Source organism: Enterobacter cloacae complex sp. ECL414 (assembly GCF_021869685.1).
Classification (GTDB): domain Bacteria; phylum Pseudomonadota; class Gammaproteobacteria; order Enterobacterales; family Enterobacteriaceae; genus Enterobacter; species Enterobacter kobei.
The window spans coordinates 4,773,273-4,798,357 of record NZ_CP091481.1 but is presented as its reverse complement, the minus strand read 5'-3'; the positions used below and the strand labels follow the sequence as shown (position 1 = coordinate 4,798,357).

Annotated in this window: 20 protein-coding genes, 1 tRNA gene and 3 rRNA genes; 18 read left to right on the top strand and 6 right to left on the bottom strand. The window is 53.1% G+C overall.

The features are described 5' to 3' along the window. Positions 1-21: 21 nt before the first annotated feature. The 7 genes from kup (at position 22) to rbsR (ending at position 7,969) form a co-directional block, all read left to right on the top strand. The gene (gene kup, locus L3068_RS23105; protein WP_014881875.1) at positions 22-1,890 is read left to right on the top strand and encodes a low affinity potassium transporter Kup; all 1,869 of its coding nucleotides are present in this window, start codon (positions 22-24) and stop codon (positions 1,888-1,890) included. 226 nt (positions 1,891-2,116) lie between these two features. Further along, the gene (rbsD, locus tag L3068_RS23100; RefSeq protein ID WP_014881874.1) at positions 2,117-2,536 is read left to right on the top strand and encodes a D-ribose pyranase; all 420 of its coding nucleotides are present in this window, start codon (positions 2,117-2,119) and stop codon (positions 2,534-2,536) included. Positions 2,537-2,543: 7 nt separating this feature from the next. Continuing rightward, positions 2,544-4,049, top strand: coding sequence for a ribose ABC transporter ATP-binding protein RbsA (gene rbsA, locus L3068_RS23095; protein WP_023336493.1), 1,506 nt, complete (start codon positions 2,544-2,546; stop codon positions 4,047-4,049). Between the two features lie 4 nt (positions 4,050-4,053). Next, entirely contained in the window at positions 4,054-5,019 is a 966-nt protein-coding gene (gene rbsC / locus L3068_RS23090; protein ID WP_014881872.1) for a ribose ABC transporter permease, read from the top strand. A 27-nt stretch (positions 5,020-5,046) separates the two neighbouring features. Further along, positions 5,047-5,937 (top strand): ribose ABC transporter substrate-binding protein RbsB, encoded by an 891-nt coding sequence (gene rbsB / locus L3068_RS23085; RefSeq protein WP_117582126.1) that lies wholly within the window; start codon positions 5,047-5,049, stop codon positions 5,935-5,937. Positions 5,938-6,043: 106 nt separating this feature from the next. Continuing rightward, positions 6,044-6,973 carry a ribokinase gene (gene rbsK, locus L3068_RS23080; RefSeq protein ID WP_047027517.1) on the top strand — a complete coding sequence of 310 codons (930 nt, stop codon included), beginning with the start codon at positions 6,044-6,046 and terminating at the stop codon, positions 6,971-6,973. 3 nt (positions 6,974-6,976) lie between these two features. Further along, positions 6,977-7,969: a ribose operon transcriptional repressor RbsR gene (gene rbsR, locus L3068_RS23075; RefSeq protein ID WP_117582128.1), complete on the top strand. Its 993-nt coding sequence runs from the start codon at positions 6,977-6,979 to the stop codon at positions 7,967-7,969. On the opposite strand, the gene mdtD is transcribed toward rbsR, so the two are convergent. Continuing rightward, the gene (mdtD, locus tag L3068_RS23070; RefSeq protein WP_023331646.1) at positions 7,935-9,368 is read right to left on the bottom strand and encodes a multidrug transporter subunit MdtD; all 1,434 of its coding nucleotides are present in this window, start codon (positions 9,366-9,368) and stop codon (positions 7,935-7,937) included. The genes rbsR and mdtD overlap by 35 nt on opposite strands. Beyond that, complete coding sequence (locus L3068_RS23065; protein ID WP_014881867.1) at positions 9,365-10,072, bottom strand: FadR/GntR family transcriptional regulator; 708 nt, start codon at positions 10,070-10,072, stop codon at positions 9,365-9,367. Before L3068_RS23065 ends, mdtD begins: the two co-directional genes overlap by 4 nt. A gap of 452 nt (positions 10,073-10,524) precedes the next feature. Here L3068_RS23065 and L3068_RS23060 point away from each other — a divergent pair. The 4 genes from L3068_RS23060 (at position 10,525) to rrf (ending at position 15,501) form a co-directional block, all read left to right on the top strand. After that, a 16S ribosomal RNA gene (locus L3068_RS23060) occupies positions 10,525-12,064 on the top strand. 85 nt (positions 12,065-12,149) lie between these two features. Continuing rightward, positions 12,150-12,225 (top strand) — tRNA-Glu (locus L3068_RS23055). A gap of 192 nt (positions 12,226-12,417) precedes the next feature. Continuing rightward, positions 12,418-15,321, top strand: a 23S ribosomal RNA gene (locus tag L3068_RS23050). 64 nt (positions 15,322-15,385) lie between these two features. After that, positions 15,386-15,501 (top strand): 5S ribosomal RNA (rrf, locus tag L3068_RS23045). Together the 16S, 23S and 5S rRNA genes with 1 tRNA gene alongside form the textbook arrangement of a ribosomal RNA operon. Positions 15,502-15,577: 76 nt before the next feature. Here the strand turns inward: rrf and mobB are convergent. Beyond that, positions 15,578-16,081: a molybdopterin-guanine dinucleotide biosynthesis protein MobB gene (gene mobB / locus L3068_RS23040; protein ID WP_050863110.1), complete on the bottom strand. Its 504-nt coding sequence runs from the start codon at positions 16,079-16,081 to the stop codon at positions 15,578-15,580. Then, entirely contained in the window at positions 16,078-16,662 is a 585-nt protein-coding gene (gene mobA, locus L3068_RS23035; protein WP_023331643.1) for a molybdenum cofactor guanylyltransferase MobA, read from the bottom strand. Before mobA ends, mobB begins: the two co-directional genes overlap by 4 nt. Positions 16,663-16,730: 68 nt before the next feature. Between mobA and L3068_RS23030 the strand changes: the two genes are divergently transcribed. The 3 genes from L3068_RS23030 to dsbA all read left to right on the top strand — a co-directional run bounded on the left by L3068_RS23030 (position 16,731) and on the right by dsbA (position 18,713). After that, entirely contained in the window at positions 16,731-17,000 is a 270-nt protein-coding gene (locus L3068_RS23030) for a YihD family protein (RefSeq protein WP_003861904.1), read from the top strand. Between the two features lie 75 nt (positions 17,001-17,075). Further along, complete coding sequence (locus tag L3068_RS23025) at positions 17,076-18,062, top strand: serine/threonine protein kinase (RefSeq protein WP_117582100.1); 987 nt, start codon at positions 17,076-17,078, stop codon at positions 18,060-18,062. 27 nt (positions 18,063-18,089) lie between these two features. Then, on the top strand, positions 18,090-18,713 hold the full coding sequence (dsbA, locus tag L3068_RS23020; RefSeq protein ID WP_014885768.1) for a thiol:disulfide interchange protein DsbA: 624 nt from the start codon (positions 18,090-18,092) through the stop codon (positions 18,711-18,713). Between the two features lie 23 nt (positions 18,714-18,736). On the opposite strand, the gene yihG is transcribed toward dsbA, so the two are convergent. Then, complete coding sequence (gene yihG, locus L3068_RS23015; RefSeq protein ID WP_236904880.1) at positions 18,737-19,588, bottom strand: 1-acylglycerol-3-phosphate O-acyltransferase, YihG family; 852 nt, start codon at positions 19,586-19,588, stop codon at positions 18,737-18,739. Here yihG and L3068_RS23010 point away from each other — a divergent pair. The 3 genes from L3068_RS23010 (at position 19,485) to spfP (ending at position 23,092) form a co-directional block, all read left to right on the top strand. Then, positions 19,485-19,802, top strand: a complete 318-nt coding sequence (locus tag L3068_RS23010; protein WP_224955194.1) for a hypothetical protein — start codon at positions 19,485-19,487, stop codon at positions 19,800-19,802. The two genes, yihG and L3068_RS23010, sit on opposite strands and share 104 nt — an antisense overlap. 283 nt (positions 19,803-20,085) lie before the next feature. After that, on the top strand, positions 20,086-22,878 hold the full coding sequence (gene polA, locus L3068_RS23005; RefSeq protein WP_117582098.1) for a DNA polymerase I: 2,793 nt from the start codon (positions 20,086-20,088) through the stop codon (positions 22,876-22,878). A gap of 166 nt (positions 22,879-23,044) precedes the next feature. Further along, a complete protein-coding gene (gene spfP / locus L3068_RS25480; RefSeq protein WP_071892919.1) occupies positions 23,045-23,092 on the top strand; it encodes a small protein SpfP in 48 nt (15 codons plus the stop codon). Positions 23,093-23,190: 98 nt separating this feature from the next. Here the strand turns inward: spfP and yihA are convergent, their stop codons facing one another. Then, positions 23,191-23,820, bottom strand: coding sequence for a ribosome biogenesis GTP-binding protein YihA/YsxC (gene yihA, locus L3068_RS23000; protein ID WP_014885764.1), 630 nt, complete (start codon positions 23,818-23,820; stop codon positions 23,191-23,193). A gap of 577 nt (positions 23,821-24,397) precedes the next feature. On the opposite strand from yihA, the gene yihI reads away from it, so the two are divergent. Continuing rightward, positions 24,398-24,913 (top strand): Der GTPase-activating protein YihI, encoded by a 516-nt coding sequence (gene yihI / locus L3068_RS22995; RefSeq protein WP_014885763.1) that lies wholly within the window; start codon positions 24,398-24,400, stop codon positions 24,911-24,913. Positions 24,914-25,085: the final 172 nt, after the last annotated feature.

Sequence of the window (25,085 nt, the reverse complement as noted above, 5' to 3'; positions counted from 1 at the left end):
TTTAAACGAAAAGACTAGTCTATGAGCACTGATAATAAGCAATCATTACCCGCAATAACGCTTGCTGCGATCGGGGTTGTCTACGGTGATATCGGTACCAGCCCGCTTTATACGCTTCGTGAATGTCTGTCCGGCCAGTTTGGCTTTGGTGTTGAGCGTGATGCCGTGTTTGGCTTCTTGTCACTCATCTTCTGGCTGCTGATCCTGGTTGTTTCTGTTAAATATCTCTCCTTCGTTATGCGTGCAGATAACGCGGGCGAAGGCGGGATCCTGACCCTGATGTCCCTTGCCGGGCGCAACACCTCCGCCAGAATGACGTCCGTGCTGGTGATTATCGGCCTGATCGGCGGCAGTTTCTTCTACGGAGAGGTGGTTATCACACCCGCCATTTCGGTCCTCTCGGCGATAGAGGGCCTGGAGATTATTGCGCCACAGCTCGATACGTGGGTGGTTCCGCTGGCGATAATCGTATTAACGCTGCTGTTTGCGATCCAGAAGCACGGTACCGGGCTGGTGGGTAAACTGTTTGCGCCGATTATGCTGGCCTGGTTCCTGATCCTCGCGGCCCTCGGTTTGCGCAGCATTATTGCTAACCCTGAAGTGCTGCATGCCCTGAATCCTTACTGGGCCGTGCATTTCTTCCTCGAATATAAAGTTGTTTCCTTCGTGGCGCTTGGCGCGGTCGTGCTCTCCATCACTGGCGTGGAGGCGTTGTATGCCGATATGGGTCACTTCGGGAAACTGCCTATCCGCGTGGCATGGTTTATTGTGGTGCTGCCGTCGCTGGTGCTGAACTACTTCGGTCAGGGCGCGCTGCTGCTCAAGAACCCGGAAGCGATTAAGAACCCGTTCTTCCTGCTGGCGCCTGACTGGGCGCTGGTACCGATGCTGATTCTGGCGACGCTGGCGACCGTCATTGCTTCTCAGGCGGTGATTTCGGGGGTGTTCTCTCTGACGCGCCAGGCCGTGCGTCTGGGGTATCTCTCGCCAATGCGCATCATCCATACTTCAGAGATGGAGTCGGGTCAGATCTACATTCCGTTCGTTAACTGGCTGCTCTATTTCGCGGTTGTGATTGTTATCGTGAGCTTTGAGCACTCCAGTAACCTGGCGGCGGCGTACGGTATTGCGGTAACCGGTACGATGGTGCTGACATCGCTTCTTTCCACCACCGTGGCGTACCGAAACTGGCACTGGAATAAATTCCTTGTGGCAATGATTCTGGTGGGCTTCCTGTGCATCGACGTGCCGTTGTTCTCTGCGAACCTCGACAAGATTGTCTCCGGCGGTTGGCTGCCGCTGACGCTGGGTCTGGTGATGTTCATCGTGATGACCACGTGGAAGAGCGAGCGCTTCCGTCTGCTGCGTCGTATGCATGAGCACGGTAACTCTCTGGAGGCGATGATCGCTTCCCTGGAGAAATCCCCGCCGGTGCGCGTGCCGGGAACGGCGGTGTATATGTCTCGTGCCCTGAACGTCATCCCGTTCGCGCTGATGCATAACCTCAAGCACAACAAGGTTCTGCACGAGCGCGTGATCCTGCTGACGTTGCGTACCGAAGATGCGCCGTACGTTCACAACGTGCGTCGCGTGCAAATCGAGCAGCTGTCCCCGACATTCTGGCGCGTGGTGGCGAGTTACGGCTGGCGCGAAACGCCAAATGTGGAAGAGGTGTTCCACCGCTGCGGTCTTGAAGGGTTAAGCTGCCGGATGATGGAGACGTCGTTCTTTATGTCGCACGAGTCGCTGATTATCGGCAAGCGTCCCTGGTATCTGCGCCTGCGCGGTAAGCTTTATCTTATCCTGCAGCGTAACGCTCTGCGTGCGCCTGACCAGTTTGAGATCCCACCTAACCGCGTGATTGAGCTGGGAACGCAGGTCGAGATTTAAGTCCTTCTGCGGGCTGATGCCCTCACCCCGAGCCTCTCCCACAGGGAGAGGGCGCAAACATAAAAAACGGTAACCTGACGGTTACCGTTTTGCATTTACCTCCCCCTCTATTTCACTTAGCGAAACGTTTCGACGTTGATCACAAATCTGTTACGCCATGATGGTTTTCTGAACACTCTTGCGGCTACACTCTTTTTAGCGAAACGTTTCGCTAGTGGAGCAGAAAATGAAGAAAGGCACAGTTCTCAACTCAGAAATCTCATCGGTCATTTCCCGTCTTGGGCATACCGATACGCTGGTGGTTTGCGATGCAGGCTTACCGGTTCCGCGCAGCACAACCCGTATTGATATGGCGTTAACGCAGGGAGTTCCTTCGTTTATGCAGGTACTGGATGTGGTGACGTCGGAGATGCAGGTTGAGGCGGCCATTCTCGCGGCGGAAATCAAACAACATAATCCGCAACTCCACGAAACGTTGCTTAAGTTTATTGAGCAACTGCAGCAACACCAGGGAAACACCATAGAAATTCGTTACACAACGCACGAGCAGTTCAAACAACAAACCGCAGACAGTCAGGCGGTGATTCGCAGCGGGGAGTGTTCCCCGTATGCGAATATCATTCTCTGTGCTGGCGTCACCTTCTGAGGCCATCATGGACGCATTACTGCAACTCAAGGGGATCGATAAATCGTTCCCGGGCGTAAAAGCCCTCTCCGGTGCGGCGCTGAATGTCTACTCCGGTCGCGTGATGGCGCTGGTGGGCGAAAACGGTGCGGGCAAATCCACCATGATGAAAGTGCTGACCGGGATTTACCAACGTGATGCCGGTTCGCTGCTCTGGCTGGGTAAAGAGACCACCTTTAACGGCCCGAAATCTTCTCAGGAAGCGGGTATCGGTATCATCCACCAGGAGCTAAACCTGATCCCGCAGCTCACCATTGCGGAGAACATCTTCCTCGGCCGTGAGTTTGTGAACCGGTTTGGCAAAATCGACTGGAAAACCATGTACGCCGAAGCGGACAAGCTGCTCGCGAAGCTGAACCTGCGCTTTAAGAGCGACCGTCTGGTAGGCGAGCTCTCCATCGGCGATCAGCAGATGGTGGAAATCGCGAAGGTGCTGAGCTTTGAATCCAAAGTCATCATCATGGATGAGCCGACCGACGCTCTGACTGATACCGAAACCGAATCCCTGTTCCGCGTGATCCGCGAGCTGAAATCGCAGGGTCGTGGGATTGTCTATATTTCTCACCGCATGAAAGAGATCTTCGAGATTTGCGATGACGTCACCGTCTTCCGCGACGGGCAGTTTATTGCCGAGCGCGAAGTGGCGACGCTGACCGAAGATACGCTCATCGAAATGATGGTGGGACGTAAGCTGGAAGATCAGTATCCGCGTCTGGATAAAGCACCGGGTGAGATCCGCCTGAAGGTGGATAACCTCTGCGGTCCGGGCGTTCACGATGTGACCTTTACCCTGCGCCAGGGTGAGATCCTCGGTGTCGCGGGTCTGATGGGCGCGGGACGTACCGAACTGATGAAAGTGCTCTACGGCGCACTGCCGCGCACCAGCGGTTATGTCACCCTCGACGGTCATGAAGTGGTGACGCGCTCTCCGCAGGATGGCCTGGCGAACGGTATCGTCTATATCTCTGAAGACCGCAAGCGCGACGGTTTAGTGCTGGGCATGTCGGTAAAAGAGAACATGTCGCTTACCGCGCTGCGCTATTTCAGCCGCAGCGGCGGCAGCCTTAAGCATAAAGACGAGCAGCAGGCGGTCAGTGATTTTATCCGTCTCTTTAACGTCAAAACGCCGTCAATGGAGCAGGCGATTGGCCTGTTGTCCGGTGGTAATCAGCAGAAAGTGGCGATTGCCCGCGGGCTGATGACGCGCCCGAAAGTCTTGATCCTCGACGAGCCAACCCGCGGCGTAGACGTTGGCGCAAAGAAAGAGATCTATCAGCTGATTAACCAGTTCAAGGCCGACGGGCTGAGCATCATTCTGGTCTCTTCCGAGATGCCAGAAGTATTAGGCATGAGCGATCGCATTATCGTCATGCATGAAGGGCATCTCGGCGGTGAATTCACTCGCGAGCAGGCCACCCAGGAAGTTCTGATGGCTGCCGCTGTGGGCAAGCTTAATCGCGTGAATCAGGAGTAAGAAGATGACTACCCAGGCTGTTTCTGGTCGCCGCTATTTCACAAAGGCATGGCTGATGGAACAAAAATCGCTGATTGCCCTGCTGGTGCTGATCGCGATTGTGTCGACCATGAGTCCGAATTTCTTCACCGTTAATAACCTCTTCAACATTCTGCAGCAGACGTCTGTGAACGCCATTATGGCGGTCGGGATGACGCTGGTGATTTTGACCTCGGGTATCGATCTGTCCGTCGGTTCCCTGCTGGCGCTCACCGGTGCGATCGCCGCTTCGCTTGTCGGGATTGAAGTCAACGCGCTGGTGGCGGTTGCCGCTGCACTGGCAGCAGGCGCGGCGATTGGCGCTGTAACCGGCGTAATCGTGGCAAAAGGGCGTGTTCAGGCGTTTATCGCCACGCTGGTCATGATGCTGCTGCTGCGTGGTGTGACCATGGTCTACACCAACGGTAGCCCGGTCAATACCGGGTTTACGGATAATGCCGATCTGTTTGGCTGGTTCGGTATTGGCCGTCCGCTGGGCGTCCCGACGCCGGTCTGGATCATGGCTATCGTCTTCCTGGCGGCGTGGTACATGCTGCATCACACCCGTCTGGGTCGTTACATTTATGCGCTGGGCGGTAACGAAGCGGCAACGCGTCTGTCCGGTATTAGCGTCAATAAAGTCAAAATTATCGTTTACTCCCTGTGCGGCCTGCTGGCCTCTCTGGCGGGCATCATCGAAGTGGCGCGTCTTTCTTCTGCGCAGCCAACGGCGGGTACGGGCTATGAACTGGATGCCATCGCGGCGGTGGTTCTGGGCGGTACGAGTCTGGCGGGCGGTAAAGGTCGCATTGTTGGGACATTGATCGGCGCACTGATCCTCGGTTTCCTGAATAATGGTTTGAATTTGTTAGGTGTTTCCTCCTATTACCAGATGATCGTTAAGGCAGTGGTGATTTTGCTGGCGGTACTGGTAGACAACAAAAAACAGTAACTGACGACACTACAGGACATCTTAGATATGAACATGAAAAAACTGGCTACCCTGGTTTCCGCTGTCGCGCTGAGCGCAACCGTAAGTGCTAACGCCATGGCGAAAGACACCATCGCGCTGGTTGTCTCTACCCTGAACAACCCGTTCTTCGTCTCCCTGAAGGATGGTGCGCAGAAAGAAGCTGACAAGCTGGGTTACAACCTGGTCGTGCTGGATTCTCAGAACAACCCGGCGAAAGAGCTGGCGAACGTTCAGGACTTAACCGTTCGTGGCACCAAAATCCTGCTGATCAACCCAACCGATTCTGACGCCGTAGGTAACGCCGTTAAAATGGCAAACCAGGCGAAAATTCCGGTGATCACGCTGGACCGTCAGGCGAACAAAGGCGATGTAGTCAGCCACATCGCGTCTGATAACGTGCTGGGCGGTAAAATCGCCGGTGATTACATTGCGAAGAAAGCCGGTGAAGGCGCCAAAGTCATCGAACTGCAGGGTATTGCCGGGACGTCCGCAGCGCGTGAGCGTGGCGAAGGCTTCCAGCAGGCTGTTGCTGCACACAAATTCAATGTCCTGGCGAGCCAGCCAGCAGACTTCGACCGTACTAAAGGTCTGAACGTTATGCAGAACCTGCTGACCGCACATCCTGACGTGCAGGCTGTGTTTGCACATAACGATGAGATGGCGCTGGGTGCGCTGCGTGCCCTGCAGACTGCGGGTAAATCTGATGTGATGGTTGTCGGATTTGACGGTACGCCGGATGGTGAAAAAGCGGTAAATGATGGCAAACTGGCTGCGACCATCGCTCAGCTGCCTGAGCAGATTGGCGCGACTGGCGTACAAACTGCCGACAAAGTGCTGAAGGGCGAAAAAGTTCAGGCCAAATACCCTGTTGACCTGAAGCTGGTCATCAAGCAGTAAAAGGCGAATCAGGCAGTCGCTGGCTGCCTGAGGGACACCAATAAAGAAAAGTGTGGCATACGCCACCGGGTAACACCGGTGGCGCTCTCAGATGGACAATCCAACCATGAAAACCGCAGGTAACCTCGTCGTCCTTGGCAGTATCAATGCCGATCACATTCTTAACCTTGAATCATTCCCTGCACCGGGCGAAACCGTCACGGGTAATCAGTACCAGGTAGCATTTGGCGGTAAGGGCGCAAACCAGGCCGTCGCCGCCGGACGCAGTGGGGCGAATATTGCGTTTATCGCCTGCACGGGTGATGACGATACCGGTGAGCGCGTACGTAAACAGCTGGCCAGCGATAATATTGATATCGCGCCGGTCAGCGTTGTTGCGGGGGAGTCTACCGGCGTGGCGCTGATTTTCGTCAACGCTGAAGGTGAGAATGTCATCGGTATTCATGCGGGTGCTAACGCTGCGCTGACGACGGCGCGCGTAGAAGCGCAACGAGCACTCATCGGTGGAGCCGAAGCCCTGCTGATGCAGCTGGAGTCACCGGTTGAAAGCGTGCTGGCCGCCGCCAAAATTGCGCATGAAAATCATACCACTGTCGTACTTAACCCTGCTCCAGCCCGTGTATTATCAGACGAGTTGTTGGCGCTGGTGGACATCATTACGCCAAACGAAACCGAAGCGGAAAAGCTGACGGGCATTCGTGTTGAAAATGATGATGATGCCGCGCGTGCGGCGAAAGTGTTGCATGAAAAGGGCATCGGGACCGTTATCATTACTCTTGGCAGCCGTGGGGTGTGGGCAAGCGTAAACGGCGAAGGGCGTCGCGTGCCGGGCTTCAGGGTTAAAGCCATTGATACGATTGCCGCAGGCGATACCTTTAACGGTGCGCTGGTGACGGCGCTGCTGGAAGGCAAAGTGATGGATGATGCGATCCGCTTTGCGCATGCCGCCGCCGCAATTGCGGTGACGCGTAAAGGGGCACAGCCTTCCGTACCGTGGCGCAAAGAGATCGATGAATTCTTAAGTCAGCAGGGGTAACGCTTGGCTACGATGAAAGATGTCGCCCGCATGGCGGGCGTTTCTACTTCGACTGTCTCTCACGTTATTAATAACGATCGTTTCGTTAGCGAGGCGATTCGGGAGAAAGTCGAAGCCGCAGTAAAAGATCTCAACTATGCGCCGTCGGCGCTGGCGCGCAGCCTTAAGCTTAACCAGACGCGCACCATCGGTATGCTGATCACCGCCAGTACCAACCCTTTTTATTCTGAACTTGTTCGCGGCGTAGAGCGCAGCTGCTTCGAGCGTGGCTACAGTCTGGTGCTGTGCAATACCGAGGGTGACGAACAGCGTATGAACCGTAACCTGGAAACGCTGATGCAAAAACGCGTCGACGGGTTATTGCTGCTCTGTACCGAAACCCATCAGCCGTCGAAAGAGATTATCCAGCGCTACCCTTCAATTCCTACGGTGATGATGGACTGGGCACCGTTCGATGGGACCAGCGATCTGATTCAGGATAATTCCCTGCTGGGCGGCGACATGGCAACTCAGCATCTGATCGATAAAGGTCATACCCGCATCGCCTGCATTACCGGCCCGCTGGATAAAACCCCGGCGCGCTTGCGTCTGGAAGGTTATCTCTCGGCGATGGAACGCGCGGGTCTTGCCATCCCTGACGGCTACCGGATCACCGGTGATTTCGAATTTAACGGCGGCTTTGAGGCGATGCAGACATTGCTGATGCAAGAGCCGCGTCCGCAGGCGGTATTTATCGGTAACGATGCGATGGCATTTGGTGCTTATCAGGCGTTGTATCAGGCGGGGTTACGCGTTCCGGACGATATGGCGATCATTGGCTACGATGATATCGAACTGGCGCGCTACATGACGCCGCCGCTGACCACCATTCATCAGCCGAAAGATGAACTGGGTGAGCTGGCCGTTGATGTGTTGATCCACCGAATGGCGCAGCCCACGCTGCAACAGCAACGTCTGCAGCTTACTCCTGTTCTGATGGAACGGGGTTCGGTTTAGCCTTTGCTTTGTGGCGCTCTTTGATCAGATTTCGGCCGTCTTTCGGTTTTAACAGCATAAAGACCAGCGCCGATACCACCGTGAGTGCGCCCATCGTAATAAAGGTATAGTGGAACTGCTCAACGGTATTCGCGCTGTCAAAACCCTCATAAAAGCGCAGCACTGCTGCACTTACCGCCACCCCTAAACTGATCGACAGCTGCTGCGTTACCGCCAGCACGCTGTTGCCGCTACTGGCATTCTCGTCAGTCAGATCGGCAAGGGTAATGGTGTTCATCGACGTAAACTGCGTCGACATTGCCATGCCCAGCACAAACAACGGCAGGATCAGCATCCAGACGGGAAGAGAGGCGGATTGCAGAGAGAATTGCGCAATCATCAGGCCGATAAAGACCGTCACGCCAACCAGCGTCTTACGATAGCCAAACCAGCGCAGTACCTGCGTGACGGTTGATTTTGCCAGAATTGAACCCATTGCCGTGGGCGCCATCATGCAGCCGGCAATCAGGGCCGGATAGCCAAAACCTACCTGCAACATCAATGGCATCAGGAACGGTACGCATCCTGTCCCCAGGCGTGAAGCTATGTTTCCTGCAATCCCGACGGAGAAGGTCCGGGTGTTAAACAGCGATAAAGAGATAAGCGGTGTCGGGTGGCGACGCGCATGACGTATATAAAGAAGGAAAAGCAGAATACCGCTGAGGATGACGGCCAGTGCCAGCCACGTTTCAACGATTTTCTCACCAAACAGCTCCATCCCGCTGGAGAACAGCACCAGGCTTAGACCAAACAGGAAAAATCCGCCCATATCGAAGCTGCGTCTTGGCGTGGTGAAGTTGGGCATATATTTGCGAGCGTAGAACAGCCCTGCCACACCAATCGGGATATTAATCAGGAAGATCCAGTGCCAGCTTGCCCAGGTCACAAACACGCCGCCGAGTACCGGGCCCAGTATCGGGCCGACGAGGCCCGGCATGGTGACGAAGTTGAGCACGGGAAGCAGCTCGCTGCGTGGGTAGGCACGCAGCAATGCCAGGCGCGCCACGGGCATCATCATCGCGCCGCCAATGCCCTGTAACACGCGGAAGATAACCAGCTCTGTTAAGGATGTGGAGAGCGCGCAGGCCAGCGAACCCAGGGTAAAGAGCGTTACGGCCAGCATGAAAACTCTGCGGGTACCGAAGCGGTCAGCCAGCCAGCCGCTTACCGGGATCAGCATCGCCACCGTCAGGGTATAGCTGATGATGGCGGACTGCATTGCCAGCGGGGAGCGGTTGAGGCTTTGTGCAATGGCGGGAAGCGCTGTGTTGAGGATGGTGGCATCCAGTGCCTGCATAAAGAACGCCATGGCTGCAATCCACGGCAATCCGGCCATGCTGCGCGCTTTTTTCTTTGTCATTTATCTACCTGCTGGTGGGTTGGCGCGGCCAGCAATGCCTGGCACGCACTCAGGGCTCGCTGCCCGTCGCTCTCCTGAATGGCATCCACTATCGCCTGATGCAAATCCAGCTTTACCACTTCGTCTTGTGTAATAGAGGAAAAGTAGGTGTGGTACACCGAATGGAATAACGAGGCAAAGGAGGTCAGGAAGGGATTGGCGCTCATCATATAGATATGTTCATGCCAGGCCATATCGACCTCAACCCAGCGTTCCCGGTTGAAGTGTTTTTTCAGGAACACCATTTCTTCCATCAACGCGTTAAGTTGCGCTTTCTGCTCTGCTGTTCCGAGCGTGGCGGCAAGCAGGCAGGCCTGGGGTTCAAGGCTGCTACGCATCACGAGGAAGTGATCGACCACCTGATGAAAGTTATCTTCGGTCATCCACCAGGAGAGCAGCTCCTGATCGAGAAAATTCCAGTTACTCTGCGGCATCACGCGCGTACCAATGCGCGGGCGCGGGAGAACCATCCCTTTTGCCGTCAGGGTTTTCACCGCTTCACGAACGGCGGTACGGCTCACCCCAAACTGCTCGCCCAACTCCATTTCACCCGGCAGGATGCTGCCCGGGGCATATTTTCCCGCTAAAATCCGCTGCGCCAGCTTTTCTGCCAGCACATAGGAGAGGTTTTTTTGGGCGGCCAGCTGTTGTGCGCTTAATGGCATCGCGTTTATTCCTTAATGTTTCATGCTGATAATTATGCCACCTCGAATGTGATTGTGGTTGTAGATACATCAAATAGAACAATTTGTAGCTTGATTTCACCGCTATTGGTGAAAAAAAACACGGACGGAAACTTTTTTTAAATTTCCTCTTGTCACTGTGAAATAACTCCCTATAATGCGCCTCCACTGACACGGAACAACGGCACACACGCCGCCGGGTCAGCAGAGAAAAGCAAAATAAACGCTTGACTCTGAAGCGGGAAAGCGTAATATGCACACCCCGCGCCGCAGAGAAAACGAAGCGGCACTGCTCTTTAACAATTTATCAGACAATCTGTGTGGGCACTCAAAGTGACATGGATTCTTAACGTCGCAAGACGAAAAATGAATACCAAGTCTCTGAGTGAACATACGTAATTCATTACGAAGTTTAATTCACGAGCATCAAACTTAAATTGAAGAGTTTGATCATGGCTCAGATTGAACGCTGGCGGCAGGCCTAACACATGCAAGTCGAACGGTAGCACAGAGAGCTTGCTCTCGGGTGACGAGTGGCGGACGGGTGAGTAATGTCTGGGAAACTGCCTGATGGAGGGGGATAACTACTGGAAACGGTAGCTAATACCGCATAACGTCGCAAGACCAAAGAGGGGGACCTTCGGGCCTCTTGCCATCAGATGTGCCCAGATGGGATTAGCTAGTAGGTGGGGTAACGGCTCACCTAGGCGACGATCCCTAGCTGGTCTGAGAGGATGACCAGCCACACTGGAACTGAGACACGGTCCAGACTCCTACGGGAGGCAGCAGTGGGGAATATTGCACAATGGGCGCAAGCCTGATGCAGCCATGCCGCGTGTATGAAGAAGGCCTTCGGGTTGTAAAGTACTTTCAGCGGGGAGGAAGGTGTTGTGGTTAATAACCGCAGCAATTGACGTTACCCGCAGAAGAAGCACCGGCTAACTCCGTGCCAGCAGCCGCGGTAATACGGAGGGTGCAAGCGTTAATCGGAATTACTGGGCGTAAAGCGCACGCAGGCGGTCTGTCAAGTCGGATGTGAAATCCCCGGGCTCAACCTGGGAACTGCATTCGAAACTGGCAGGCTAGAGTCTTGTAGAGGGGGGTAGAATTCCAGGTGTAGCGGTGAAATGCGTAGAGATCTGGAGGAATACCGGTGGCGAAGGCGGCCCCCTGGACAAAGACTGACGCTCAGGTGCGAAAGCGTGGGGAGCAAACAGGATTAGATACCCTGGTAGTCCACGCCGTAAACGATGTCGACTTGGAGGTTGTGCCCTTGAGGCGTGGCTTCCGGAGCTAACGCGTTAAGTCGACCGCCTGGGGAGTACGGCCGCAAGGTTAAAACTCAAATGAATTGACGGGGGCCCGCACAAGCGGTGGAGCATGTGGTTTAATTCGATGCAACGCGAAGAACCTTACCTACTCTTGACATCCAGAGAACTTTCCAGAGATGGATTGGTGCCTTCGGGAACTCTGAGACAGGTGCTGCATGGCTGTCGTCAGCTCGTGTTGTGAAATGTTGGGTTAAGTCCCGCAACGAGCGCAACCCTTATCCTTTGTTGCCAGCGGTCCGGCCGGGAACTCAAAGGAGACTGCCAGTGATAAACTGGAGGAAGGTGGGGATGACGTCAAGTCATCATGGCCCTTACGAGTAGGGCTACACACGTGCTACAATGGCGCATACAAAGAGAAGCGACCTCGCGAGAGCAAGCGGACCTCATAAAGTGCGTCGTAGTCCGGATTGGAGTCTGCAACTCGACTCCATGAAGTCGGAATCGCTAGTAATCGTAGATCAGAATGCTACGGTGAATACGTTCCCGGGCCTTGTACACACCGCCCGTCACACCATGGGAGTGGGTTGCAAAAGAAGTAGGTAGCTTAACCTTCGGGAGGGCGCTTACCACTTTGTGATTCATGACTGGGGTGAAGTCGTAACAAGGTAACCGTAGGGGAACCTGCGGTTGGATCACCTCCTTACCTTAAAGAACCTGCCTTTGTAGTGCTCACACAGATTGTCTGATGAAAAGTAAATAGCAAGGCGTCTTGCGATTGAGACTTCAGTGTCCCCTTCGTCTAGAGGCCCAGGACACCGCCCTTTCACGGCGGTAACAGGGGTTCGAATCCCCTAGGGGACGCCACTTGCTGGTTCGTGAGTGAAAGTCACCTGCCGTCATATCTCAAAACTGACTTGCGAGTCATGTTTGAGATATTTGCTCTTTAAAAATCTGGATCAAGCTGAAAATTGAAACGACACACATGTTATGTGTGTTCAAGTCTCTCAAATTTTCGCAAGCCGATGATGAATCGAAAGAAACATCTTCGGGTTGTGAGGTTAAGCGACTAAGCGTACACGGTGGATGCCCTGGCAGTCAGAGGCGATGAAGGACGTGCTAATCTGCGAAAAGCGCCGGCGAGGTGATATGAACCTTTGACCCGGCGATGTCCGAATGGGGAAACCCAGTGTGTTTCGACACACTATCGTTAACTGAATACATAGGTTAACGAGGCGAACCGGGGGAACTGAAACATCTAAGTACCCCGAGGAAAAGAAATCAACCGAGATTCCCCCAGTAGCGGCGAGCGAACGGGGAGCAGCCCGGAGTCTGAATCAGCTTGTGTGTTAGTGGAACGGTCTGGAAAGTCCGACGGTACAGGGTGATAGTCCCGTACACGAAAATGCACAGGTTGTGAACTCGAAGAGTAGGGCGGGACACGTGGTATCCTGTCTGAATATGGGGGGACCATCCTCCAAGGCTAAATACTCCTGACTGACCGATAGTGAACCAGTACCGTGAGGGAAAGGCGAAAAGAACCCCGGCGAGGGGAGTGAAAAAGAACCTGAAACCGTGTACGTACAAGCAGTGGGAGCCTCTTTATGGGGTGACTGCGTACCTTTTGTATAATGGGTCAGCGACTTATATTCTGTAGCAAGGTTAACCGTATAGGGGAGCCGAAGGGAAACCGAGTCTTAACTGGGCGTTAAGTTGCAGGGTATAGACCCGAAACCCGGTGATCTAGCCATGGGCAGGTTGAAGGTTGGGTAACACTAACTGGAGGACCGAACCGACTAATGTTGAAAAATTAGCGGATGACCTGTGGCTGGGGGTGAAAGGCCAATCAAACCGGGAGATAGCTGGTTCTCCCCGAAAGCTATTTAGGTAGCGCCTCGTGAACTCATCTTCGGGGGTAGAGCACTGTTTCGGCTAGGGGGCCATCCCGGCTTACCAACCCGATGCAAACTACGAATACCGAAGAATGTTATCACGGGAGACACACGGCGGGTGCTAACGTCCGTCGTGAAGAGGGAAACAACCCAGACCGCCAGCTAAGGTCCCAAAGTCATGGTTAAGTGGGAAACGATGTGGGAAGGCACAGACAGCCAGGATGTTGGCTTAGAAGCAGCCATCATTTAAAGAAAGCGTAATAGCTCACTGGTCGAGTCGGCCTGCGCGGAAGATGTAACGGGGCTAAACCATGCACCGAAGCTGCGGCAGCGACACTATGTGTTGTTGGGTAGGGGAGCGTTCTGTAAGCCGTTGAAGGTGGCCTGTGAGGGTTGCTGGAGGTATCAGAAGTGCGAATGCTGACATAAGTAACGATAAAGCGGGTGAAAAGCCCGCTCGCCGGAAGACCAAGGGTTCCTGTCCAACGTTAATCGGGGCAGGGTGAGTCGACCCCTAAGGCGAGGCCGAAAGGCGTAGTCGATGGGAAACAGGTTAATATTCCTGTACTTGGTGTTACTGCGAAGGGGGGACGGAGAAGGCTATGTTAGCCGGGCGACGGTTGTCCCGGTTTAAGCATGTAGGCGGAGGTTCCAGGTAAATCCGGTACCTTTTAACGCTGAGGTGTGATGACGAGGCACTACGGTGCTGAAGTAACAAATGCCCTGCTTCCAGGAAAAGCCTCTAAGCATCAGGTAACATCAAATCGTACCCCAAACCGACACAGGTGGTCAGGTAGAGAATACCAAGGCGCTTGAGAGAACTCGGGTGAAGGAACTAGGCAAAATGGTGCCGTAACTTCGGGAGAAGGCACGCTGATATGTAGGTGAAGCCCCTGCGGGTGGAGCTGAAATCAGTCGAAGATACCAGCTGGCTGCAACTGTTTATTAAAAACACAGCACTGTGCAAACACGAAAGTGGACGTATACGGTGTGACGCCTGCCCGGTGCCGGAAGGTTAATTGATGGGGTTAGCGGTAACGCGAAGCTCTTGATCGAAGCCCCGGTAAACGGCGGCCGTAACTATAACGGTCCTAAGGTAGCGAAATTCCTTGTCGGGTAAGTTCCGACCTGCACGAATGGCGTAATGATGGCCAGGCTGTCTCCACCCGAGACTCAGTGAAATTGAACTCGCTGTGAAGATGCAGTGTACCCGCGGCAAGACGGAAAGACCCCGTGAACCTTTACTATAGCTTGACACTGAACACTGGTCCTTGATGTGTAGGATAGGTGGGAGGCTTTGAAGCGTGGACGCCAGTCTGCGTGGAGCCAACCTTGAAATACCACCCTTTAATGGCTGGTGTTCTAACGTAGACCCGTGATCCGGGTTGCGGACAGTGTCTGGTGGGTAGTTTGACTGGGGCGGTCTCCTCCCAAAGAGTAACGGAGGAGCACGAAGGTTAGCTAATCCTGGTCGGACATCAGGAGGTTAGTGCAATGGCATAAGCTAGCTTGACTGCGAGAGTGACGGCTCGAGCAGGTGCGAAAGCAGGTCATAGTGATCCGGTGGTTCTGAATGGAAGGGCCATCGCTCAACGGATAAAAGGTACTCCGGGGATAACAGGCTGATACCGCCCAAGAGTTCATATCGACGGCGGTGTTTGGCACCTCGATGTCGGCTCATCACATCCTGGGGCTGAAGTAGGTCCCAAGGGTATGGCTGTTCGCCATTTAAAGTGGTACGCGAGCTGGGTTTAGAACGTCGTGAGACAGTTCGGTCCCTATCTGCCGTGGGCGCTGGAGAATTGAGGGGGGCTGCTCCTAGTACGAGAGGACCGGAGTGGACGCATCACTGGTGTTCGGGTTGTCATGCCAATGGCACTGCCCGGTAGCTAAATGCGGAAGAGATAAGTGCTGAAAGCATCTAAGCACGAAACTTGCCCCGAGATGAGTTCTCCCTGAGACTATAAGTCTCCTGAAGGAACGTTGAAGACGACGACGTTGATAGGTCGGGTGTGTAAGCGCAGCGATGCGTTGAGCTAACCGATACTAATGAACCGTGAGGCTTAACCTTACAACGCCGAAGCTGTTTTGGCGGTGAGAGACGATTTTCAGCCTGATACAGATAACAGAATTTGCCTGGCGGCTTTAGCGCGGTGGTCCCACCTGACCCCATGCCGAACTCAGAAGTGAAACGCCGTAGCGCCGATGGTAGTGTGGGGTCTCCCCATGTGAGAGTAGGGAACTGCCAGGCATCAAATAAAAGAACCCCGTACCGTAAGGTGCGGGGTTTTTTGCTTTGGGCTTCTCTCTCCCACAGGAAGAGGGCATCAAACCGCACTCCACGTCGTAATAAACTCCGCTATCCCATCCACATCATTTAAATCCAACAGCGGAACCTCAAGCGGCAATACAACATCACTGGCCACCGCAATCACATGCTCATCAAGCGTTAACTCGCTAACATCATGCCCGGCATCGCTTCGGAACAGCAGGATCTTAGGTACAGCCTCATGCTTAAACCCCTCGACCAGCACCAGATCCAGGCTGGAATGATCCATCCGGCTGACCAGATAAGCCAGATCCAGCGGTGCCTCATCTGGCGTTTCTGTCATTAATGCCCAGCGCTGATTGCTTGCCACGATTGTCTGCGCGGCACCCGCTTTACGCAGCTCATAGCTGTCTTTTCCCGGTTTATCGACATCCATGTTATGGTGCGTATGCTTAATCAATCCGGGGCGAATACCTTTCGCACACAGTGCGGGTATTAGTTTCTTCAGCAGCGTGGTTTTCCCTGTGCCGCTCCATGCGGAAATAGCTAAAACGGGGATCATCTCTTCTCCTGCATCCTCTGCAAATCTTCACTCGTATTCACGTTCACAAAAGCCGATTTGAAATCGCTAAAATCAACAGGATGGCCGCCAGACTGGCGCATAAACACCATCACTCTGCGTTCTCCCGCCGCCAGATACGCCTCCAGAGAAGACACTAGCGAGCGGTGCATTAAGGCAATAGCAGGATGGTCGCGCTCGCCGTCATGTACCCAAACCACGGATGCTGTGCCACGAAGCTGAACCAGACGCTCAACGAGACAGGATGGAATAAACGGGGTATCGCAGGGACAGAACAGAAACCACTCACTGTTCGACTGCTGCATCACTGAGAGCATACCGGCCAGCGGCCCCGGGTAATCCTCAATATTATCCTGATACACGGCATACCCGCTGTGCTGATACGTGTCGATATGCCTGTTCGCGCTGATGGCCAGGGTTGTCACCTGGCCGGCGAGCGTATCAGCGACACATTGCCATAAGGGTTTGCCATTCAGGAGCTGGAGCCCCTTATCTTTCCCTCCCATCCGCGTTGCTCTGCCACCTGCCAGAACGACCCCAATGATTTCCTGGCTAAGATTCACGAATATCGCCTCTTTTATTGTGGGATTGACCCTGCTAACGTGTCACTCTAAATGAAAGGAGCACCACCATGAAATGTAAACGTCTGAATGAAGTTATTGAACTCCTCCAGCCAGCCTGGCAAAAAGAGCCAGAGCTTAATCTGATGCAATTCTTGCAGAAACTGGCAAAAGAGTCAGGTTTTGACGGCGAACTGGCAGACCTTTCTGATGACATCCTGATCTACCACCTCAAAATGCGCGATTCTGCCAAAGATGCTGTTATTCCTGGTATTCAGAAGGATTATGAGGAAGATTTTAAAACGGCGCTGCTGCGCGCCCGTGGCGTAATTAAAGAGTAAAAGCTTGTAAGCGGAGCCACCGAAATCGCCACAAGATGATATCCTGAATCATTCGTATAATTTCCGGATGAACGGATGAACGACCAGGCTTTTACTTTCCAGACATTACACCCGGATACCATTATGGATGCCCTGTTTGAACAGGGCATTCGTGTGGATTCGGGGTTAACGCCTTTAAATAGCTACGAAAACCGTGTCTATCAATTTCAGGATGAGGATCGTCAGCGCTTTGTCGTGAAGTTCTACCGGCCTGAACGTTGGACCGCAGAACAAATTCAGGAAGAGCATCAGTTTGCTCACGATCTGCTGGATGACGATGTCCCGGTTGCCGCACCGATAAAATTCAACAACCAAACGCTGCTGACGCATGAAGGCTTTTATTACGCTGTATTCCCAAGCCTGGGTGGCCGCCAGTTTGAAGCGGATAATATCGATCAAATGGAGTGGGTTGCCCGCTATCTGGGTCGCATTCACCAGACGGGAAGAAAAACGGCATTCACAGCCCGACCGACGATCGGTATTCAGGAATATCTTATCGAGCCGCGCCAGGTATTCGAAACCTCTGCACTGATCCCCACTGGGCTAAAGGCTGATTTCCTCAGCGCCACCGATAAACTTATTGCTACGGTAAAAACCTGCTGGCGCGATGATATTTCCGTCCTGCGCCTGCACGGCGATTGTCACGCCGGAAATATACTCTGGCGCGATGGCCCGCTGTTTGTCGATCTTGATGATGCGCGCATGGGGCCCGCGGTTCAGGATCTGTGGATGCTGCTGAATGGCGACAAAGCCGAGCAACGCATGCAGCTTGAAACCATTATTGAAGCCTATGAAGAATTTAGCCCGTTTAATTCAGACGAAATTGCCCTGATTGAACCTTTACGTGCGATGCGTTTTGTATATTATCTCGCGTGGTTAATCAGGCGTTGGGACGATCCCGCATTTCCCCGTAATTTCCCGTGGCTTACCGGGGAAGATTACTGGCGCAGCCAGATATCTACATTCACTGAGCAGGTTAAGGTTCTTCAGGAACCCCCGCTGCAATTAACGCCGATGTATTAATAGGACACACCCAGGAGAGAGTTAATCATGAAAAAAATTTGGCTGGCGCTGGCAGGTATGATTCTGGCATTTAGCGCTTCTGCTGCACAATTTACCGACGGCAAACAGTACACTACGCTGGAGAAGCCGGTTGCTGGCGAGCCACAGGTTCTCGAGTTCTTCTCGTTCTACTGCCCGCACTGCTACCAGTTCGAAGAAGTGCTGCATGTTTCTGACAACGTGAAGAAAAAACTGCCGGAAGGCACCAAAATGACCAAGTACCACGTTGAGTTCCTGGGCCCATTGGGTAAAGACCTGACTCAGGCGTGGGCGGTTGCGATGGCACTGGGCGTGGAAGATAAGATCACCGCCCCAATGTTTGAAGCCGTGCAGAAAACCCAGACCGTTCAGACCACAGCGGATATCCGTAAAGTGTTCGTTGATGCTGGTGTGAAAGGGGAAGAGTATGACGCCGCGTGGAATAGCTTTGTGGTGAAATCTCTGGTTGCTCAGCAGGAAAAAGCGGCGTCTGACCTGCAGCTTCAGGGCGTTCCGGCGATGTTCGTTAACGGTAAATATCAGCTGAACATGCAGGGCATGGACACCAGCAGCATGGATATTTTCGTTCAGCAGTATGCTGACACCGTGAAATACCTGGTTGAGAAAAAGTAAGTTCTTAGAGATGAAAACGCCGGTCACTGACCGGCGTTTTTGTATGAAGATTTAATGCTGTCTATCTGCTCGTCTTTTTCTTTCCAGAGTGTATTAAGCCACTGCTGGAAACGACGTTTGAAATTTTTATCGTTAACGTAGCCGCCATGCAGTTCGGCATCGACGGGAACTAAATTCACCCGCACAACAATGTGTGTCAGCTTGCCGCTGAGCATATCGAAGAACGGGGTGTTATCGTTCTTCGGGTAGCAGAGCGTGACGTTGAGTAACTTATCGAACTGAGCACCCAGTACATTAAGCGCCATCGCAATGCCCGCCGCCTTTGGCGGCAGCAGGTTTTGATACGGGGAGCGTGTTTGCTGACGTTTCTCTTCCGTAAACCGGGAGCCTTCCACAAAGTTCACAATGGTTGTTGGATGCGCGCGAAACTTTTCGCAGGAACGGCGGGTGGTCTCTACATCCTTACCACGACGCTCCGGATGACGAAGCAAATAGCTGCGCGAATAGCGTTTCATAAACGGCATATCGAGCGCCCAGCAGGCCAGCCCAATAAAAGGTACCCAGGCAAGTTGTTGCTTGAGGAAGTATTTATTCATCGGGATGTGTTTGCGGAAAAGCACGCATAACACCACGATGTCGGCCCAGCTGTGATGATTACAAATCAGCAGATACCAGTTCTTTTTATTGAGGTTATCCAGTCCTTCGACATCCCACTTCAGATGCGGGTTCAGACACAACAGGATCGCCAGCCCTTCACACCAACAGTACATCATGAAGTTACAAAACGCTGACACGGCTCGCCACACCGAGGGCACAGGCAGCAGCAGTTTAATGATCCCGGCGATGATGATCGGCACGGAACAGGCGATCGTCACCAGAATAGTTAAAATGATGCTTAACAGTAAGGTTATTGCAGCGAGCAATCTCGACATGATGAGTTTTTTCAGGTGGTTAGCGGTAAGAGCGCGGCCGACACGTCGGCGCTGGGCGCTGATTTTACCAGAAAAACGACAAAGTATTGGCGCTTTCACGCCGTCATTTGACCGCTTTTACCCTGACGCAGAAGATTTCTCTAATATTGCGCACTAATCAGGACTTATATCCACATAGACTAAATTGCCATCAGTAAGCTGTTTTTATGTGATGCGCTTAATTAACAATATGATATCTAATGATTTATTATCAGTCTTGATCTGCAATGGCTGTCTGTTTTTCATTTGAAGTGAAAATATTCACAAACTTATCCACAGTTTGATTTTTGCGAGCGATCCTCACGATCGCAAAATCTTTTTCTGTATCGGGACTGAATAACTGATGTTTTCATCCTTATGTGGCATCCTTTACGCATAAATTGATTAAAGGCACGGACATTATGGTTCAGATCCCAGAAAACCCACTTATTCTCGTCGATGGCTCATCTTACCTGTATCGGGCATACCATGCGTTTCCTCCTCTGACCAATAGCGCAGGGGAACCTACCGGCGCAATGTACGGCGTGCTGAATATGCTGCGCAGCCTGATTCTTCAGTATCAGCCAACCCATGCGGCAGTCGTTTTTGATGCGAAAGGCAAAACCTTCCGCGATGAGTTGTTCGAGCATTACAAATCCCACCGTCCGCCTATGCCTGACGATCTACGTGCGCAAATTGAGCCGCTGCACGCCATGGTGAAAGCGATGGGCCTGCCGCTGCTGGCTGTCTCTGGCGTGGAAGCCGACGACGTCATCGGTACGCTGGCGCGAGAAGCAGAAAAAATGGGTCGTCCGGTACTGATCAGCACCGGTGATAAAGATATGGCACAGTTGGTGACGCCAGGCATCACCCTGATTAACACTATGACCAATACCATTCTGGGGCCAGAAGAGGTGGTCACTAAGTATGGCGTGCCGCCGGAACTGATGATCGACTTCCTTGCCTTGATGGGCGACTCCTCGGATAACATTCCTGGTGTGCCCGGCGTCGGTGAAAAAACCGCGCAGGCGTTGCTTCAGGGGCTGGGTGGGTTGGATACGCTTTACGCCGAATCAGACAAAATTGCAGGCCTCTCCTTCCGTGGCGCAAAAACCATGGCCGGCAAACTGGAAGAGAACAAAGAGGTGGCTTATCTCTCTTATAAGCTGGCAACAATCAAAACCGATGTCGAACTGGAACTGGGCTGTGAGCAGCTGGAAGTGCAACAGCCTTCTGCTGACGAATTGCTGAGCCTGTTTAAGAAATACGAATTCAAGCGCTGGACCACTGACGTGGAAGCGGGTAAGTGGCTGCAGGTGAAAGGGGCCAAACCTGCTGCAAAGCCAAAAGAGACGATTGTCGTTGATGCCGAAGAGCAGGCAGAAGAAGAAGCCACAGTCCTCTCCTTCGATAACTACGAAACCATTCTTGAAGAGTCGCAGCTGATCGCCTGGATCGAGAAACTGAAAAAGGCACCGGTGTTTGCCTTTGATACCGAAACTGACAGCCTCGATAATATCTCTGCCAACATGGTGGGTCTGTCCTTTGCAACAGAGCCGGGTATGGCAGCCTATGTGCCTGTGGCGCACGACTATCTGGATGCACCAGAGCAGATCTCTCGCGAACGCGTGCTTGAGCTGCTGAAGCCGATTCTGGAAGACGAAAAGGCGCTGAAGGTCGGGCAAAACCTCAAGTATGACCGCGGTATTCTGCAAAACTACGGCATTGAACTGCGTGGGATTGCCTTTGACACCATGCTCGAATCCTACATTCTGGACAGCGTCGCGGGTCGTCATGATATGGATTCCTTATCTGACCGCTGGCTCAAGCACAAAACCATCACCTTTGAAGAGATTGCCGGTAAAGGAAAAAATCAGCTCACCTTTAACCAGATAGCGCTCGAAGAAGCAGGGCGCTACGCGGCGGAAGATGCCGACGTCACGCTGCAGCTGCATCTGAAAATGTGGCCGAAACTGCAGAAGCATGAAGGTCCGCTCAACGTGTTCCAGCATATCGAAATGCCGCTGGTTCCCGTGTTGTCGCGTATTGAACGCAACGGCGTAAAAATCGACCCTACGGTGCTGCATAACCACTCCGGAGAGTTGGCACAGCGTCTGACCGAGCTTGAGCAGAAAGCCCATGAGCTTGCAGGCGAGCCGTTTAACCTCTCTTCACCGAAACAGTTGCAAACCATCCTGTTTGAAAAACAGGGCATCAAGCCGCTGAAGAAAACCCCTGGCGGTGCGCCATCCACCTCTGAAGAGGTGCTGGAAGAACTGGCACTGGATTACCCGCTGCCAAAAGTGATCCTGCAGTACCGTGGTCTCGCGAAGCTGAAGTCTACTTATACCGACAAACTCCCGCTGATGATCAACTCGAAAACGGGCCGGGTGCATACGTCATATCATCAGGCGGTTGCGGCAACCGGTCGACTCTCGTCAACCGATCCAAACCTGCAGAACATCCCGGTGCGTAATGAAGAGGGGCGTCGCATTCGCCAGGCCTTTATTGCACCTGATGACTACCTGATTGTCTCGGCTGACTACTCGCAAATTGAGTTGCGCATTATGGCGCACCTGTCCCGTGACAAAGGCCTGCTGACGGCATTTGCGGAAGGGAAAGATATTCACCGGGCGACCGCAGCGGAAGTGTTCGGTTTGCCGCTGGACAGCGTGACAAACGAGCAGCGCCGCAGCGCAAAAGCGATCAACTTCGGTCTGATCTACGGTATGAGCGCTTTCGGCCTTTCACGCCAGCTCAATATCCCGCGTAAAGAGTCGCAGAAGTATATGGATCTCTACTTCGAACGTTACCCGGGCGTGCTGGAGTACATGGAACGCACTCGCGCTCAGGCGAAAGAGAAAGGTTACGTCGAAACCCTGGATGGCCGCCGTCTTTATCTTCCGGACATCAAATCCAGCAACGCGGCGCGGCGCGCTGGCGCAGAACGTGCCGCGATCAACGCCCCGATGCAGGGAACTGCAGCAGACATCATCAAGCGTGCAATGATAGCCGTGGATGCCTGGCTGGAGAAAGAGAAGCCGCGCGTGAAAATGATCATGCAGGTACACGATGAACTGGTGTTTGAAGTGCATAAAGACGATCTCGACACCGTGTCGAAAAAGATCCACGAACTGATGGAAAGCAGCATGACGCTTGACGTGCCGTTGCTGGTGGAAGTGGGGAGTGGTGAAAACTGGGATCAGGCTCACTAACGGTTCTGTGAATAACGCGCTTTTTATGTAAGTTAGCAACATAACCACGTGCGTTTTGTGACGATCATTAGAATTCCCTATGTAAAGAATGAAAAAAAACTACAAAAAGTGCTTTTTCTGCAGCAAAAAAAGGGGTAGAGTTATCGACGTAGGGTACAGAGGTAAGATGTTCTATCTTTCAGACCTTTTACTTCACGTAATCGGATTTGGCTGAATATTTTAGCCGCCCCAGTCAGTAATGACTGGGGCGTTTTTTATTGTGGCAAAGAAAAGTTCAGGTAAAAAAAAGCGCGGGCATTGCCGCGCTCAATATTACTCTTCTTCCGCTTCTGTCGCGGGTTCCAGCTCGTTAAACCAGCTATCAAGCTTCTGGCGCAGCTTGTCTACACCCTGTTTTTTCAGCGAAGAGAAAGGCTCCACCTGTACATCGCCATTGAAGGCCAGTACCGCTTCGCGAACCATATTCACCTGCGCTTTACGCGCACCGCTTGCCAGCTTATCGGCTTTTGTCAGCAGCACCAGCACGGCAATATCGCTTGCGACGGCCCAGTCGATCATCTGCTGATCGAGATCTTTCAGCGGATGGCGAATGTCCATCAGCACCACCAGACCTTTCAGGCACATGCGTTTTTCCAGGTATTCGCCCAGCGCACGTTGCCATTTTATCTTCATCTCTTCTGGCACCTGCGCATAACCATATCCCGGCAAGTCGACCAGGCGTTTGCCTTCAGCCACTTCAAAGAGGTTGATCAGCTGGGTACGGCCAGGCGTTTTTGAGGTGCGCGCCAGGTTCTTCTGATTGGTCAGCGTATTCAGGGCGCTGGATTTCCCCGCATTGGAGCGGCCAGCAAAAGCCACTTCAATACCGGTATCAGATGGCAGGTGGCGAATATCGGGCGCACTGGTGACAAAATGCGTCTGTTGGTAGTTCCAGGTAGTCACGTGGTCGTCTCCAAAATCGTAATCTGGGGGGGATTATACCCGAATGCCAACAAAAGGCTTTTCTCATTACACAGAGCTTGCAGGGGAAAGCCCGCACTTGTGTGAGAGATCGGCTCGTCATGCTATGGGAGATTTAAGAGAATTCGCAGGTGTCAAAAAAGTCAAACTGTTTTAAATCATAAGCTTATTTCCGGGTAATTGTCTGAAAATCTCTTTTTGCACCGTTTCGTTGCTTGTTAGTTTAAGCGAACAAGGTAAAGTATGCGTCAGGGCGAGGAAGCCAACAGGAATTCGACTTAAGGATTAGGGTCAGGAGCGCCAGGAGGCGAAGACGCAGGACAGTCAGGACGACCGGCGCCTGGAGGCGTTTTAAAAGGAAAGGGAACCGTACACGGACGGTATCAGCCAAGGGATAAACAGGGTTTGTTGTTGGTAAACATGGAATGTCTGACCCGCTAAGGGTTGTGAGTCAGGAAAAAAGGCGACAGATTGCTCTGTCGCCTTTTTTCTTTGCTTGCTTTCTGCTAGATTTCGCCGCAATTCTATACTGAAGAAAACGACTTAAAGACAAAACATCATGAAAAAACCAACCTCCGCAGCGGGTGCTAAACGCCCTGCGAAAGCACGCCGCAAAACGCGCGAAGAACTGAACCAGGAAGCGCGCGATCGCAAACGCGATAAAAAACATCGTGGCCATGCTGCGGGAAGCCGTGCGAACGGCGGTGGTGCAGCGGGCGCTTCTGCAAAAGGCAAACAGCAGAAAGATCCTCGTATCGGCAGTAAAACTCCCATTCCACTGGGCGTGACAGACACCCCGGTCACTAAGCAGCACAAACCAAAGAGCGAGAAACCTATGCTTTCACCGCAGGCTGAGCTGGATTTGCTGGAGAACGATGAGCGCCTGGACGCGCTGCTGGAACGTCTTGAAGAGGGTGAAACCCTGACCGCTGAAGAGCAGTCATGGGTGGATGCCAAACTGGACCGCATTGATGAGCTGATGCAGAAGCTGGGTCTGTCTTATGACGACGAAGACGACGAAGAAGAAGATGAAAAGCAGGAAGATATGATGCGTCTTCTGAAGGGTGGAAACTAACATTTGCACCCGGCAGGTACGATAGTCCTGCTTATAACCCTTCCGGTTATATGTTATCTGGTGTGGTTATTCGTTAAACTACGGCGGTTGTCGCGGCGACAGAAGTGGCTGCGCACCCGAATGATGGCCCGCAACGGGGCCAGAACGGGCCGCCGTATACGAACGCGACACC